The organism is Flavobacterium tyrosinilyticum (assembly GCF_023656565.1).
In the GTDB taxonomy this organism is placed as follows: Bacteria; Bacteroidota; Bacteroidia; order Flavobacteriales; family Flavobacteriaceae; genus Flavobacterium; species Flavobacterium tyrosinilyticum.
Map to the genome: position 1 here is coordinate 945,626 of NZ_JAMOKG010000003.1, position 15,204 is coordinate 960,829.

General features: G+C 32.4%; 16 protein-coding genes. 9 read left to right on the forward strand and 7 right to left on the reverse strand.

Features of this window, described 5'->3' with window-relative positions:
• Positions 1-17 precede the first annotated feature (17 nt).
• From NCC77_RS18385 to NCC77_RS18390, 3 genes are all read right to left on the reverse strand, one after another.
• Positions 18-1,664, reverse strand: coding sequence for a SulP family inorganic anion transporter (locus tag NCC77_RS18385; protein ID WP_250836899.1), 1,647 nt, complete (start codon positions 1,662-1,664; stop codon positions 18-20).
• Between the two features lie 83 nt (positions 1,665-1,747).
• A complete protein-coding gene (locus NCC77_RS22990; protein ID WP_284705097.1) occupies positions 1,748-1,882 on the reverse strand; it encodes a hypothetical protein in 135 nt (44 codons plus the stop codon).
• Between the two features lie 268 nt (positions 1,883-2,150).
• The gene (locus NCC77_RS18390) at positions 2,151-2,630 is read right to left on the reverse strand and encodes a Dps family protein (RefSeq protein WP_095928924.1); all 480 of its coding nucleotides are present in this window, start codon (positions 2,628-2,630) and stop codon (positions 2,151-2,153) included.
• Between the two features lie 107 nt (positions 2,631-2,737).
• Between NCC77_RS18390 and NCC77_RS18395 the strand changes: the two genes are divergently transcribed.
• A complete protein-coding gene (locus tag NCC77_RS18395; RefSeq protein WP_095928925.1) occupies positions 2,738-3,682 on the forward strand; it encodes a LysR substrate-binding domain-containing protein in 945 nt (314 codons plus the stop codon).
• Positions 3,683-3,712: 30 nt separating this feature from the next.
• Here NCC77_RS18395 and NCC77_RS18400 read toward each other — a convergent pair whose 3' ends face one another.
• Together NCC77_RS18400 and mnmC2 are read right to left on the reverse strand one after the other, a co-directional pair.
• Entirely contained in the window at positions 3,713-3,910 is a 198-nt protein-coding gene (locus NCC77_RS18400; RefSeq protein ID WP_095928926.1) for a hypothetical protein, read from the reverse strand.
• A 166-nt stretch (positions 3,911-4,076) separates the two neighbouring features.
• The gene (mnmC2, locus tag NCC77_RS18405; RefSeq protein WP_250836900.1) at positions 4,077-4,739 is read right to left on the reverse strand and encodes a tRNA (5-methylaminomethyl-2-thiouridine)(34)-methyltransferase MnmC2; all 663 of its coding nucleotides are present in this window, start codon (positions 4,737-4,739) and stop codon (positions 4,077-4,079) included.
• A gap of 309 nt (positions 4,740-5,048) precedes the next feature.
• On the opposite strand from mnmC2, the gene NCC77_RS18410 reads away from it, so the two are divergent.
• Entirely contained in the window at positions 5,049-6,119 is a 1,071-nt protein-coding gene (locus NCC77_RS18410; protein WP_250836901.1) for a branched-chain amino acid aminotransferase, read from the forward strand.
• 207 nt (positions 6,120-6,326) lie between these two features.
• Here NCC77_RS18410 and NCC77_RS18415 read toward each other — a convergent pair whose 3' ends face one another.
• Positions 6,327-6,707 (reverse strand): nucleoside triphosphate pyrophosphohydrolase family protein, encoded by a 381-nt coding sequence (locus tag NCC77_RS18415; RefSeq protein WP_250836902.1) that lies wholly within the window; start codon positions 6,705-6,707, stop codon positions 6,327-6,329.
• A 417-nt stretch (positions 6,708-7,124) separates the two neighbouring features.
• Here NCC77_RS18415 and NCC77_RS18425 point away from each other — a divergent pair, with 417 nt between their 5' ends.
• From NCC77_RS18425 to NCC77_RS18440, 4 genes are all read left to right on the forward strand, one after another.
• Positions 7,125-8,312, forward strand: a complete 1,188-nt coding sequence (locus NCC77_RS18425) for an SRPBCC family protein (protein WP_250836903.1) — start codon at positions 7,125-7,127, stop codon at positions 8,310-8,312.
• Between the two features lie 79 nt (positions 8,313-8,391).
• Positions 8,392-8,934 (forward strand): RNA polymerase sigma factor, encoded by a 543-nt coding sequence (locus NCC77_RS18430; protein WP_250836904.1) that lies wholly within the window; start codon positions 8,392-8,394, stop codon positions 8,932-8,934.
• A gap of 33 nt (positions 8,935-8,967) precedes the next feature.
• A complete protein-coding gene (locus NCC77_RS18435) occupies positions 8,968-9,387 on the forward strand; it encodes a hypothetical protein (RefSeq protein WP_250836905.1) in 420 nt (139 codons plus the stop codon).
• A 31-nt stretch (positions 9,388-9,418) separates the two neighbouring features.
• The gene (locus NCC77_RS18440; protein WP_250836906.1) at positions 9,419-9,877 is read left to right on the forward strand and encodes a sensor of ECF-type sigma factor; all 459 of its coding nucleotides are present in this window, start codon (positions 9,419-9,421) and stop codon (positions 9,875-9,877) included.
• 73 nt (positions 9,878-9,950) lie between these two features.
• On the opposite strand, the gene NCC77_RS18445 is transcribed toward NCC77_RS18440, so the two are convergent.
• Entirely contained in the window at positions 9,951-11,012 is a 1,062-nt protein-coding gene (locus NCC77_RS18445; protein ID WP_250836907.1) for a beta propeller repeat protein, read from the reverse strand.
• A 119-nt stretch (positions 11,013-11,131) separates the two neighbouring features.
• On the opposite strand from NCC77_RS18445, the gene NCC77_RS18450 reads away from it, so the two are divergent.
• The 3 genes from NCC77_RS18450 (at position 11,132) to NCC77_RS18460 (ending at position 15,153) form a co-directional block, all read left to right on the forward strand.
• Positions 11,132-11,572, forward strand: a complete 441-nt coding sequence (locus NCC77_RS18450) for a hypothetical protein (protein WP_250836908.1) — start codon at positions 11,132-11,134, stop codon at positions 11,570-11,572.
• Positions 11,573-11,679: 107 nt separating this feature from the next.
• A complete protein-coding gene (locus NCC77_RS18455) occupies positions 11,680-13,041 on the forward strand; it encodes a hypothetical protein (protein ID WP_250836909.1) in 1,362 nt (453 codons plus the stop codon).
• 132 nt (positions 13,042-13,173) lie between these two features.
• A complete protein-coding gene (locus tag NCC77_RS18460) occupies positions 13,174-15,153 on the forward strand; it encodes a KUP/HAK/KT family potassium transporter (protein WP_250836910.1) in 1,980 nt (659 codons plus the stop codon).
• Positions 15,154-15,204: the final 51 nt, after the last annotated feature.

The window sequence follows — 15,204 nt, forward strand, 5'->3', positions numbered from 1 at the left end:
AAAATACCCTTTTTTAATTATTCTTCTCTAACAACTTCTTTTTTAACCACTTCCCTTTTCGCCACATCATAGTAATGTTCTATTGTAACATGATTATGGTTTTCGGGCGTATTTTCTAATTCGTAAGCTTCTTTAAATCCTTTAAGCTTCACTTTAATGTTTTCATCTATTGCGCGGGTTTCTTTAAATTCACGAATTAAATCTAAAACATCATGCGAAATATACTCCGTATCATGCGCATTAATAATTACTTTAGAATTTTCTGGAATTTCTGCCAATGTTTGTTTGATTGCCGCTTTATTTAAGAATGAAACTTCCTGAGCCAAATCTATATGAATAATATCGCCATCTTCATATTCTTCTTTCTTGAAAACATAGGCTCTTTTCAGATTTCCTCTCAACACAAAAATGATACTGATCACAATTCCCAGCGCAACACCTTTTAGCAAATCTGTCGCAACGACAAAGACCAAAGTTGCAATAAAAGGGACAAACTGGTATTTCCCCTTTTTCCAGAAATGCATAAAGGTAGCTGGTTTTGCTAGTTTATATCCAACCAAAATCAAAACTGTTGCCAATGTCGCCAAAGGAATTTTGTTTAAAATCGCTGGTATAGACAATACGCTTATTAATAAAAGAACGCCATGAATTATGGCAGACAATTTAGATTTTGCTCCTGCATTATTGTTGGCAGAAGATCTTACTACTACAGAAGTCATTGGTAGACCTCCCAAAAGAGAACTTACAACATTACCTATGCCTTGCGCTCTTAGCTCTACATTGGTATTGGTGTAACGTTTTTGCACATCCATTCTGTCTGTAGCTTCAATACATAAAAGCGTTTCAATAGAAGCGACTATGGCAATCGTAATAGCAACTACCCAAACTTGCGGATTTGTAACAGCGGTGAAGTCTGGTGTAATTATAATTGATTTAAAGTCATCAAAAGATTTTGGAACTGGCAAAGAAACCAAATGTTCTTTTGCAATTGCCAAAGTGCTTCCTGTAGATATAAATATTTCGTTTAAAACAACTCCTGCTATAACTGCAATCAAAGCTCCAGGAACTAGTTTTATTCTTTTTAAGAAAGGAACCTTATCCCAAGCTAACAAAATCACCAATGAAACTGCAGAAACTACCACAGCTCCTAAATGAATATGATTTAAAACATCAAATAGAAATGAAAAAGAATTACTTCCATCATTTTGAATAAAAGCTTGATCTCCTTCAAAATCCGCATCATAACCAAAAGCGTGAGGTATTTGTTTTAAAATAATAATAATTCCGATACCCGCTAGCATTCCCTCAATTACGTTTGTCGGAAAATAGTTCGATATACTTCCAGCCTTTAAAAATCCTAATGCCAATTGAATTAATCCAGCAATAAAAACAGACATTAAAAATACATCGAAAGCTCCTAAATCGGTAATTGCGGTTAAAATGATAGCCGTTAACCCAGCAGCTGGACCTGATACGCTAATATGTGACTGGCTTAGATATCCTACAATGATACCACCCACAACACCTGCGATAATTCCAGAAAATAATGGTGCTCCAGAAGCCATTGCAATACCTAAACACAACGGAAGAGCCACCAAGAAAACCACTAAACCTGAAGCAAAATCAGATTTAAGGTTGGCAAAAAGATTGATTTTTTTTGTCATAATATAATACTAAAAAAATTATTCATTAAAGATTTACCCCATCTCGATAGAAATGCGGCTAAAGTTCGAAATAATCGGAAGTATTATGCTACGTTAGGCGGTGGAGCAAATATGCTCGGAGAAATATTATCTAGTTTGACAATATTTTCAGAAATGATTGTTTTTTTCTCGATGCAAACCGGAATCAAAACTTCATGCTCAAGAATAGTGGGATGCATAACGTTTTTAAGTTCCTTATGCACTTCTTCCTCAGAGATACTAAAAGATATAGCCGTATTATTCCCTTTCTTAATCGCCTGAACAATTGTCGGGGTCGATAAGAAGGCAATAAATATGAATAATAATATGCGGGCTATAAATTTCATCAGAACAAAAATAGCGTTAAACAAATAAAATCAAAGAAAATTCATAGAAATTTAACACAAACAAAAAAGCAGAATGCAATTTTTATTCCATTCTGCTTTTAATTATTTAAAAAACAATTATTTACAAAGTTTCTTCTAACCAAGCATTCATCATCCAAATCGTTTTTTCCTGCTCAGCAATGAAGTCACTCATCATAGAATTGGTTCCTTCATCATTAATTTCATCAGATTTGTTCAAGATTTCTCTCTCGATTTTTAATAAATCTGATAAAGAATGAACAATTAACTGAACTGCTTTTTCATCATTAGAAATATTCTTTCCAACCGTCAATTTATTGTTTTTAATATAATCTTCAAAAGTATGCAGAGGAGTTCCCCCAATGGTCAAAACTCTTTCTGCAATCATATCTATTTTCAACTGTGCATCTGTATACAACTCTTCAAATTTTACATGTAAATCAAAGAAACGCTTTCCGCGAATGTTCCAGTGAATTCCTCTCAAGTTTTGATAGTACACTTGAAAGTTTGACAATAGCACATTCAATTCTTTTACTAATAATTCTGATTCTTTTACTGGTAATCCTAAAATATTCGTCTTCATAATCTATTTTTTTACACTAATTTACTACAAATTTAGAGTAACTTTACTAAAATAAACATAAATAAAAATTATATTTTCCTATTTTTGCATCACAAATTACTATCAACATGACTATAACTCAATTGCAATATGTGTTAGCGGTGGCTGAGCATAAAAATTTCACTCTTGCTGCTGAAAAATGCTTCGTAACACAGCCAACTTTAAGTATGCAAATACAAAAAATCGAAGAAGAACTTAATATTTTAATTTTCGATAGAAGTAAAAAACCAATTCAGCTGACTGATATAGGACAGAAAATTGTAAATCAAGCTAAAAATATCGTAAACGAGGCGGATCGTATAAAAGATATTGTAGAACAGCAAAAAGGTTTTATTGGCGGAGAATTTCGTTTAGGAATTATTCCAACGATTATGCCTACGCTTTTGCCAATGTTTTTGAATAATTTCATTAAAAAATATCCGAAAGTAAAACTCTTAATTGAAGAACTGAATACCGAAGAGATTATTCTAAAGTTAAAAAATGGACATTTGGATGCCGCGATTGCCGCAACTCCGCTTGAAGACGAAAAAATCAAAGAGATTGTTTTGTATTTTGAGCCATTCGTAGCCTATATTCCAGAACATCACGCAAGTTTCCAGAAAGAAGAAATTGAAGTTGCCGACTTAAATCTGAATGAAATTCTTTTATTACAAGACGGACATTGCTTTAGAGATGGTATTTTAAATTTATGCAAAAATGTCTCAGACGCCGACCAAAACAATTTCCAGATTCAAAGCGGTAGTTTTGAAACCTTAATTAAATTGGCAGACGAAGGCCTTGGTACAACGTTACTTCCGTACTTGCACACTTTAGACTTAAAAGAATCCGACAAACTGAAGCTCCGTAATTTTAAGGAGCCAAAACCTGCTCGAGAGGTAAGTTTGATCTACCCAAAGAGCGAATTAAAAATGCAAATCATTGACGCATTAAGATCTACAATTGCTGGCGTTGTAAAAGGTGCAATAGTTTTTCAGAATGTTCAAATCATTAGTCCATTACAAAAGAAAGCGTAATAAAAAAGGAGCCAATTTGGCTCCTTTCTTTTATACTTTAATTAGTTGTAGACTTTGTTTTAATTCTGGTTTTCCAACAACGAAATTAAGTAACCATTCTTGCAATTGTTCCATTTCGTAAGGTAACAGTGTTTTGATAGCTTTTTCTAACTCTTTGCAGAAAAGTATCGGATCGAAACTAACTCTTTCAAGTATTGATTTCGTGTAATCAAACATCATTTTTGACATAATAAAATAAGATTTTCGGGGGTTATCTATTTTTTTAAACTCGAGCCAAATTTAAACAAATAACTAACATAAATTCTACTTTTAACTTATTTTTTTAAAAAATTTAGCAACGAATACGTTTTCTTAAAACATATAAATCAATGTAGAATTATTCTAAATAACTCATTTAAACCTTTTTAAAGGCTCGAAACATTTCTCTTTTTCCTGGAGGTCCTGCTAACTTTTCTACAGTAAATCCAACTTCAATCATGCTTCTTTTAACAACTCCTCTAGCTGCATAAGTTACAAGAACTCCGTTTGGCTTTAAACTGTTGTACATTTTCTGAAAAATTTCGGTACTCCAAAGTTCTGGTTGCACTCGGAAACCAAAGGCGTCAAAATAAATCAAATCAAAAATTTCAAAATCGTTTATTTCGTGAAAAAATTGTTTTCTTTTGGTTAACCAGAACTGATCGCAAATTTCTATTTTTTGATTCCATTCCGTTTTATGCATTTTTTCAAAAATGTTATAAAATACCGACGCTTCTAATTCTTCAGCATAATTCATTTCCAAAATCTCGTCTGCATCTACTGGGTAAGCTTCAACTCCGACATAGTCAATAGCCTGCTTCTTTCTAACAGATTCTAAAAAAGTTATAAAAGCATTCAAACCAGTCCCAAAACCTATTTCCAATATGCTTATCGGATTTTCAAATAAAGAAAGACCATTTTTAATAAAAACATGCTTTGCTTCCTGAATGGCACCATGTTTAGAATGATAGCATTCATCCCATTCTGGCAAACGAATTGTAGTTGAGCCATCTAGCGTTTTAATTATTTCTCTTTTCACTTTTTTTAGAATTTTACAATGGTTTTTTATTGGTTTTCAAGCCATTTTAATAATCAAATTTAATCAAAACTAATGCGTAAAGCCTTAAAAAACCATACTTTTTTCATAAAATCTTTATAAAAATCAATTAAATATTTGAGTTTATTATAGGATAAATAAATCTCAATCAAAACCATCAAATAATGAATTTTCGCTAAGCATTTTACATATTTTTACGTAATTTTGCATTCAATAAATTCCATTTTAAATGATATTATCACTTTAGATTTCTGATAGTGAAGAGTATCTCACAAAAAAACTTACATAACTATGAGTACAACTCAAACAAGCAAAATTGAAATCATTAAAGCTACTTCTACAAAAATCAATGAAGTAGATTTTGACAACTTAAGTTTTGGTGCTGTATTTACAGACCATTTATTCGAATGCGATTTTAAAAACGGGCAGTGGCAAAATCCTGTCATTAAGCCTTATGCTCCAATTTTAATGGATCCATCTTCAAAAGTCTTCCATTATGGACAAGCAATTTTCGAAGGAATGAAAGCTTATAAAGATGACAATAATGATGTTTGGTTGTTTAGACCAGATGAAAACTTTAACCGTTTTAATAAATCTGCTGTAAGAATGGCAATGCCAGAAGTTCCTGAAGCTATTTTTATGGATGGTTTAAATGAATTATTGAAATTAGACAAAGACTGGATTCAAAGAGGAAACGGAGCTAGTATGTACATTCGTCCATTTATGATTGCTACTGGTCCTGGAGTTATCGCAAATCCTTCTGACGAATATAAATTTATGATTTTACTTTCTCCTGCAAAAGCATATTATGGAGGTGAAGTAAAAGTAATCATTGCAGAGCATTTCAGTAGAGCTGCAAATGGTGGAATCGGTGCTGCAAAAGCTGCTGGAAACTACGCTGCTCAATTTTATCCAACTAACTTGGCAAACAAAGACGGTTTCCAACAAGTTATTTGGACAGATGATGCAACGCACACAAAATTAGAAGAAGCGGGAACAATGAACGTTTTCTTCAGAATCAACGATACTTTATTAACAGCTCCAACAAGCGAAAGAATTTTAGATGGTGTTACCAGAAAAAGTTTGATCGCAATGGCTGAAAAAGAAGGACTAAAAGTTGATGTTCGCCCAGTAATTGTTTCAGAATTGGTTGAAGCGGCTAAAAACGGATCTTTAAAAGAAATCTTTGGAGCAGGAACTGCTGCAGTTATTAGCGTTATCAAAGGATTCTCTTATAAAGATGAATATTTTGAAATGGCTCCAATCGAGAATTCTTATGCTTCTTTCTTAAAAGAAAAATTAACAAGTCTTCAAAACAAACTTTCTGAAGATACTTTTGGATGGACAGTTAAGGTTCAATAATCCCAAAACCATTATAAAAAAGAAACCCGATAAATTTAGTTTTATCGGGTTTTGTTTTTTTGTGTATTATTAAATTTGCTATGTGGAGTTTCTTGCGAAGATTTCTCCTTCGTCGAAATGACAAAAATGAGACAAAGCTTTGTGTTCTTTGCTTTTTTTTTACAAGAACTGCAAAAAAAACTTAGAGTTCTTTGCGTTTAATCCTCTTTATAATAATTTCGAAAAATCAGGTTTAAAATAATTTGGGCCTTTCATCACTTTTCCGTCTTCGCGATAAATTGGTTTTCCATCTTCACCCAATTTACTCATATTACTGCGTTGGATTTCGTCGAAAACTGCCTCAATTTTATCTTGAAGTCCGTGCTCTATAATTGTTCCGCACAAAATATACATCATATCTCCAAGTGCATCTGCAATTTCAGCCAAATCATTATTTTGAACCGCCTCGTAATACTCTTCATTTTCTTCCTTCATTAAATTATAACGAAGTAATTTTTTCTCTGCTCCTACATCGGCAATTGGAGTTGCGCTATGGCCAATTTTAAAAGCAGTGTGAAATTCGGTTACGGCGTCAAGTTGTTTTTTCATATAGTCGTTTTCTTTTTTTTGCTAATTTAACTCACTTTCTTATAAATCTGAAAATTTATTGAAGGAAATGAAAAGGCAATTTAGCAGCAAATCGTTTACAAATCTTTAAATTTGCCAAAAATTTTTATAACTATGTTTAGTCAAGGTCAAATACAATTTGGAATATGTTTTTTTATCGTTTTTGTAATCATTATGATATTTGCTTATCGAAAAGATTTAAAATTACACAAAGTCTTTTATAAAGGAAATTACAAAGTACTCCTTGCCTTTCTGCTTTTCATTGTCCTTTTGTTCGTAATTAAAATATTTTTGAAACGATAAATTATTCTGGTTGCCATAAAATAAAACCTAATCATTATGGGTTATTAGTAAGACTCATGATAAATTTATAACTTTACCGAAACCAAACAGCCTACCATGAAAATTCTAAAGTATTTATTTCTTTTTGCACTTTTAAGCTTTGTTGCTCTTACTGTTTTTGTTGCTACTCAAAAAGGGGATTTTTCTGTAGAAAGAAGTAAAGTCATCAATTCTCCTCGTACAACGGTTTATAACTACCTAAACGACTTTAGAAATTACGAAGATTTTGAATCATGGTCGGTTGAAGATCCTTCTATAAAAATGACGTACGCTAATAAAACTAGCGGAAATGGTGCAACATTTTATTGGGATGGTGCAGATGGAAAAGGAAATTCTATTATTCTTAAAACAAAAGATGGTGAAAGCATTGACCAAAAAATGCAATTTGACGGTACGGAAGCTGATGTAAATTGGACTTTAAAAGATACTTTGAACGGAAAAACAAAAGTTACCTGGAAAGGAAAAGGAACAATGAGTTTTCTATTTAAAATTTATACCGCATTACATGGAGGTTCAGACAGAGTTATCGGAACGATCTACGAAAAAAGTTTGGCCAATATTGACAAAAATTTAGATTACGAAACCAAAACTTACGCCGTTACAGTAGACGGAGTCGTTAAGAAAACAGAAACACCTTATATAAAACAGACTTTTACTAGCGAAATTGCCAAAGTAAATAAAAATGCTAGAATTGTAATTCCAAAACTTATTCAATTTAGCGAAACAAATGGTTTAGCAGCAAGCGGAAAACCATTCATTATTTATCATACTTACGACACTAAAACAGGTTTGGCAAAGATTTCAATCTGCTTGCCTATTAATAAAGAAATCTCAACGAGTTCAGGAAGTGATATTTTAGCAGGAAAATTAAATGGTTTTGATGCTGTAAAAACAACTCTTAACGGAGATTACTCTCATAGAAACGAAGCAATAGCAAAAACAACGGCTTACATTAACAACCAAAAAATTATTCCAGATTTGAGCTGGTCTCATCTTGAAATCTTAACGTTGAGCAAATTGGATGTAAAAGCTTCTTCAAAATTGGTGACTGAAATTTATTTCCCAATAAAACCAAAAGTAGTTCCTGTTACCGCTGAGCCAACTTACAGCCCGGAAAGCACTAGCGAAACTACAAACGAGCCACATACAGAACAACCACGCACAGAGCCTGTAAAACGCAAGCCAGCAGCACCAACTCCTGCTCCTACGCAAACACCAGCACAAGAAGAAGACTCAGAATTTTAAGTAATTTTAAAAGCGCATTAAACCTTTTACATTAAATTCTGTCTAACTTCTATTAAAGAAAGTTTACAAAACAAAAAGTTTGATAGACGAGAAAGAATTTATAAAAGAATTATTAAGTCCCGAAACGCAAAATACTGCGTTTCAAAAACTCTTGTCCGATTATCAGAGACCTTTATATTCTCATATTCGAAACATTGTTTTGAATCATGATGATGCTGACGATGTTTTACAGAACACTTTTGTAAAAGTCTTTCAAAATCTTAAAAACTTTAAAGGAGAAAGTAAACTTTTTTCCTGGATGTATCGCATTGCTACCAATGAAGCTCTGACTTTTTTATCGCAAAAAGCAAAATTAAGCGGAATTTCATCTGAAGATCTGCAGAATAAAACGATCGATAATTTAAAAGCAGATCTTTATTTTGATGGAGACGAAATTCAAATTAAACTTCAAAAAGCAATTGTAACACTTCCAGAAAAACAGCAATTAGTTTTCAAAATGAAATATTTTGAGGAATTGAAATATGAAGAAATAGCAGAAATCTTAGGAACATCTGTTGGAGCTTTAAAAGCTTCTTATCATCACGCAGTAAAAAAAATTGAATTATATGTTACATCAAATTAAACCTTTTGTAACAAAAACTATCTTATAAGTATCATGAAAACATTTAAATTAGAAAACGAACCCAAAATAAAATCTGGTTTTAAAACCCCAGACAATTATTTTGATAATTTTTCAGAGAAGGTTTTACAGCAATTAAACGAAAAAGAAGTTAAAGTAATTCCTTTCTACAAACGCAACAAAACAATCTCTCTAGCGGCCGCTGCAGTAATTGGTTTTGCATTATTAATTCCTGTCATAAATAATTATAAAGCCAACTCAAACGATCTTGACGAAGCCACTTTGGAAAACTATTTATCTTATCATTCTAATATCAGCCAATACGATTTAATTCAAACCTTAGACGACGGTGATATAGAAAAATTAGGCAACAATGTTACTTTAGAAGACGAAACACTAGAAGATATTTTAGCTACAAGTCCAAACTTAGAACACTTAATTTCAGAACAAAATTAAATCAAACTTAACTCAACAACTTAGCTTAACAATGAAAATAAAAAACATTTTACCACTACTGCTATTTCTGATAAGTTTTTCATTTTTTGCCCAAAGCGGAAAAATTGATGAAAAGCGAGAAAAAATTAAAGCTTTTAAAGTGTCATTTTTAACAACCGAATTGGAATTAACTTCGACTGAAGCAGAAAAATTCTGGCCTATTTATAATGCCTATGATGATAAGCAATATGAATTAAAGTATTTAAAAATGAAGACTTATCTGAGACAACTAAAAGACGACAATCTTAAAAATCTTTCAGATAAAGAAGCTGCAACATTATTATCTCAAATTGAAAGTACTGATAAAGAAATATATCAGCTTCGTGAAAAATATATGAGCAGTCTGAAAAAAGTACTTCCTGCAAAGAAAATACTTTTACTTAAAAAATCGGAAGACGATTTTAATAGAAAATTATTGCAGCAATATCGAGATAAAGGCAATAAAGACTAAACTTAAAGAAACAACAGCGATAAGAACCCTATATAATAATACTTACTTTATTATTTAGGGTTCTTATTTTTTTTTATTTAAAGTTAAGTCTAACAACCTTATTATGTCCTGCAGCTATAGCAGTATTTCTATTTACAAAACGAATGGTAAAAAATTTGGTATCTGTAGAGAGCTGCATCCAGTTTTCTCCTCCATTTTGAGAATATTGTATTCCTTCTGAGCCTACACAAACAATTTCTCTTCCATTGCCTCCTGGAACATATTGTATACATGACGCATAACCAAATCCCATATTCTGACCAATTAATTGCCAAGTCTTACCGCCATCTTTCGTAAAAGCCTTATTATTAGCTTTATTATTAGGAAGATCATAATCTCCTCCTGCAATAAAACCTTGTTTAGAATCGTAGAAATCGGCAGTAAAAATTCCTGTCATTTGTTTTCCTTGTACGATAGGAGTTTCTACAACTTTCCACGTTTTTGCTTTATCTGGAGAATAAAAAACACGTGCTTTTTTTCCGCCCGAAACTAACCATGTATCGTTTCCTTTTATAACAATATTGGTATTACTGGCTGCAAAAGCTGCTTCTCCAGTGCTATTTGTGGGTAATTTATCAGAAAGCAGTTTCGTCCAAGTTTCTCCTCCGTCACGAGTAACAATAATTGAGAACGTATCCTCTGTTGGATCACCAATTGCAATTCCTTCCTTATCGTTCCAAAACTGCATGCTATCGTAAAATACTTTCGGATTAATTTCTTTATAAACCAATTTAACTTTGCGGTCTTTTTTTGAAACTGAATAAAGAAGTGCCGGATTTGCAACACTTAGCAAAAAAATATCTTTTGAAGTTTGTGCAATACTTCTAAATTCTAATTTAAGTGTATCACGATAAATATGTTCTTCAAATTTTTCTTTTTTATCCAAATCATAATAACCAAAACGAGAATTATCTGCCCCGTACCAAACTTTATTTTTATCAATAAGAATTGCTCTAATACTTATTCTGTCTTTGAATAATGTATCTATCGTCATTGATGTAAATCCACCGTTATATGCAATTTCAGTTTTAAAATTAAATGTTTTAAAAGACATCAATAAAATAAAGATACCGCAAAATAAAGCAAGTTTTCTCATAGGAAATTTAAAATTTGGTTAACGCTAAAATACGATTATTTATAAAATATCAAAATCATTCTATATTCTTTTCTGGCATAGTAATTGTTTTCTTACTAATAAATTTTAACAAGTAAAATATGAAAAATATATTGTCTATAGCTTTTTTTGTACTATTAATAAATTCCCTTAATGCACAAAAAGTAAATGTTTATGCTAAAAACTCTTATGTAGAAGACAATTTAGACCTAAATGCCGTTTCGATGATATTCTCTCAATCTGTAGATGCGGCAGATTTTGAAACAAGACTAAATTATCCTGATGAACGAATCTCAAACTTAGATTTAAATCATGATGGAAAGGTTGATTATTTAAGAGTTTCAGAAAAAATTCAAAACAATATTAAAATCATCATCATTCAATCAGAAATACAACCCAACATATTCGAAGATGTGGCTACCATTAATATTATAATGAATTCAAGAAATACAGGATACACTAACGATGCCGGAATTCGACCAAAAGATATTATTGTTCCCTTTATATTTACAGTTTTAGACGTATTTCTCCACAGACGATAATAAAAAAATACTGATAATCAACAAACTAAACCCATAATTATATTGAATAAATTTTATGGCACAGTAATTGGATATCTCAGAATATTAATCTTCAATATGATTTTATCATGAAAGCGAAAATACTTTTACTAGCCCTATTTGCATTAGGAATTAGTTCTTGCCAAGCCCAAGCTGGAGCTACCGTTTATGCAAAAAACTCAGATATAAGCGATAACTTAGATTTAAGAGCTGTTGCTTCGATGTTTGGGGAATCAGCTAACCTTCAAGACTTTGAAAGACGTTTAAATGATCCCAAATATCAAATATCAAACTTAGACCTTAATGGCGATAACGAAGTAGATTATCTTCGCGTTATTGAGAGTGTAGAAAACAGAACACACGTTGTTATTATCCAAGCCGTTTTAGATCGTGATGTTTATCAAGACATTGCAACTATCGATGTGGAGAGAGACAATTACAACAAAGTAAGTGTTCAGATTGTAGGAAATACTTATTTATACGGAGCAAATTATATTTATGAGCCTGTTTATAGTGTTGTTCCTGTTATTTACACTTCGTTTTGGGTAACAAATTACAGACCATATTATTCAACTTGGTACTGGGGTTATTATCCAACGTATTATACGGCGTGGACACCTTACCCTGTTTACAGATACAGAAACAACGTTAATGTATGCATCAATGTACATAATACATACAATTATGTAAATGTGAGAAGAAGCTACAGAGCTCCTGCTATTTATGAAACAAGACGTACTTATGGTTACGAAAGAATGCGTCCGAATTATAGTTTTGCCGAAAGACATGCTAATACAACAAACCGATACGAATTAGATCAAAGACGTGTTGTAAGCAGAGAAAATAATAGAAATACGTACAATACAAACAGAAATTACAGTGGCAGATCAACATCTAACAGTGGAGTTTCTAACAGAACATATGCTGATAACAGAAGCGCTACAAATAGACCTTCTGTAGATAGAAGCAATAACGGTAACGGTAACGGTAATGGAAACAGTAACAGAGGCTACAATTCTACAGGCAGAAGCACTGAAAATGTAAATACTCAAAGAAGCACAACTCGTGATTATTCTAATAGTACGAATAATACTCCAAGAGCTGAAAGCACTCCTAGAGCACAAAATTCTCAGAGAGTAGATTACGGCAGCAACAATTCTTCTAGCGCATCAAGAGGTAGCTCAAGCCGTGAAGTATCAGCTCCAAGAGCTGAAAGAAGTTCAAGAAGTTACTCAGAAAATCAATCTAGCAGTTCAAATAGAGATTATTCTGCTAGACCGCAGCAAAGCCAACGTTCAGAATCTCCAAGAATGAGTCAGGAATCTTCTAGACCAAGTCAAGAATCTCCAAGAATGAGCCAGGAATCTTCTAGAGTAAGCCAAGAATCTAGAGGTGGGCAAAGCCAAAGAGAGAGTGGTTCTAGTTCTAGAGGTAACGGAAGACGAGGTTAATTTTAGAAATAAATAATTCTTAAAAAGAGAAGCACAATTTTACGATTGTGCTTTTTTTTATCTTTTTAATTTTAAATGCCTCTAATTTGTTTTAAAACAGTAAATTTGCAACCGTCTTTTTATAAAATTAACATGAGCGCATCGCATAAAAACTTACATAGTAAGTTGTCTATTGGGGGTTTATTAATTACTTTAGGGATTATTTATGGAGATATCGGAACCTCTCCATTGTATGTAATGAAGGCTATATTAGGCGATCACACGATAAATACTGATATTGTTCTAGGCGGTATCTCTTGTGTATTCTGGACCTTAACATTACAAACTACAATTAAATATGTACTTATTACTTTAAGTGCAGACAACCACGGTGAAGGAGGAATTTTTGCCTTATATGCCTTAGTCAAAAAAACAAAAATTCAATGGCTCATAGTACCCGCCATTATTGGAGGTAGTGCCCTGCTTGCTGATGGAATTATAACACCGCCTATCTCTATTTCATCTGCTGTAGAAGGAATTAGAGCTTTCTACCCGACGATGGAAACACAAACCATTGTATATATCGTAATTACAATTTTATTCGTTTTATTCACTATTCAGCAGTTCGGAACTAAATTAGTTGGTAAATTCTTTGCCCCAATGATGCTGATCTGGTTTGCTATGCTGGGTACTTTAGGAACCATTCAGGTTATGAATTATCCAGAAGTAATTAAAGCGATTAATCCTTACTACGCTTATCATTTATTATCAATACACCCTGATGGTTTTTTCGTTCTTGGTTTTGTATTCTTATGTACAACTGGAGCCGAGGCTTTATATTCTGACATGGGACACTGCGGAAGAAAAAACATCAGAATTAGCTGGATGTTTGTAAAAACGACTTTAGTTTTAAACTATTTCGGTCAAGCAGCTTATTTGATTCACCATGAAGGAAGTACATTACAGCAATTAGGAGGCGAAAACGGAAATCCGTTTTACTTGATTATGCCACATTGGTTTTTACCATTTGGAATTGTAGTTGCAACTCTTGCAGCCGTAATTGCCTCTCAGGCACTTATCTCGGGTTCATTTACTTTGATTAACGAAGCAATGCGTCTGAACTTCTGGCCAAAGGTAAAAATCAAATATCCTACAGAAGTAAAAGGACAATTATATATTCCGTCAATTAACTGGTTATTGTTTTTTGGCTGTGTTGGAATCGTTTTACATTTTGAGAAATCAGGAAATATGGAACATGCTTATGGTCTTGCGATCATTTTGTGTATGATCATGACTACCATATTATTGAATTACTACTTAATCATGAAACGTGTAAAACTGTACTTCATGGTACCGTTGATTACAATTTATTTATTGATTGAGTTCAGTTTCCTTTTCGCTAATATCACCAAATTTGCCGAAGGCGGTTACGTAACCTTAATCATTGCCAGCATGCTGATTTCTGTAATGACAATCTGGTATTTGGCTAAGAAAATCAACAAAAACTACACTAAAGTGGTTAAGGTTGACGATTACAAACAAGTTTTGGTAGAGTTAAGCCAAGATTTATCTATTCCGAAATATGCTACGCATTTGGTTTATATGACGAACGCGAATCGTGTGGATGAATTGGAGGAAAAAATCATCTATTCTATCTTGCAAAAACGTCCAAAAAGAGCCGATATTTATTGGTTTGTTCACGTTAATATTTTGACAGAACCTTACAAAACGCAATATAAAGTAACCGAAATTGCGAAAGATGATATCTACAGAATTGATTTTAACTTAGGTTTTAGAGAACCTACGAAGATCAATTTAATGTTCAGAGAAGTTATCAAAGATATGGTAAAACGTGGTGAAGTAGATATTACGAGCCGTTATGAATCTTTGAACAAAAACAATATTATTGGAGACTTTAAATTTGTATTGTCTGAGAAATTCTTATCCAATGACAATGATTTAAGATGGCATGAAAACATTATCATGAATTCTTATTTCTTCATCAAAAAACTGAGTTTGTCTGAAGAAAGAGCTTTCGGTTTGGACAGCAGCTCTGTTAAGATAGAAAAATTCCCAATGGTGCTTCATGCTCCAGAAAATATTGGATTAACGCGTATTATTTCGAAAGAATAAAAAGCTTAACAATAATTTCAAAAAACACTCTAAACTGGAGTGTTTTTTTCA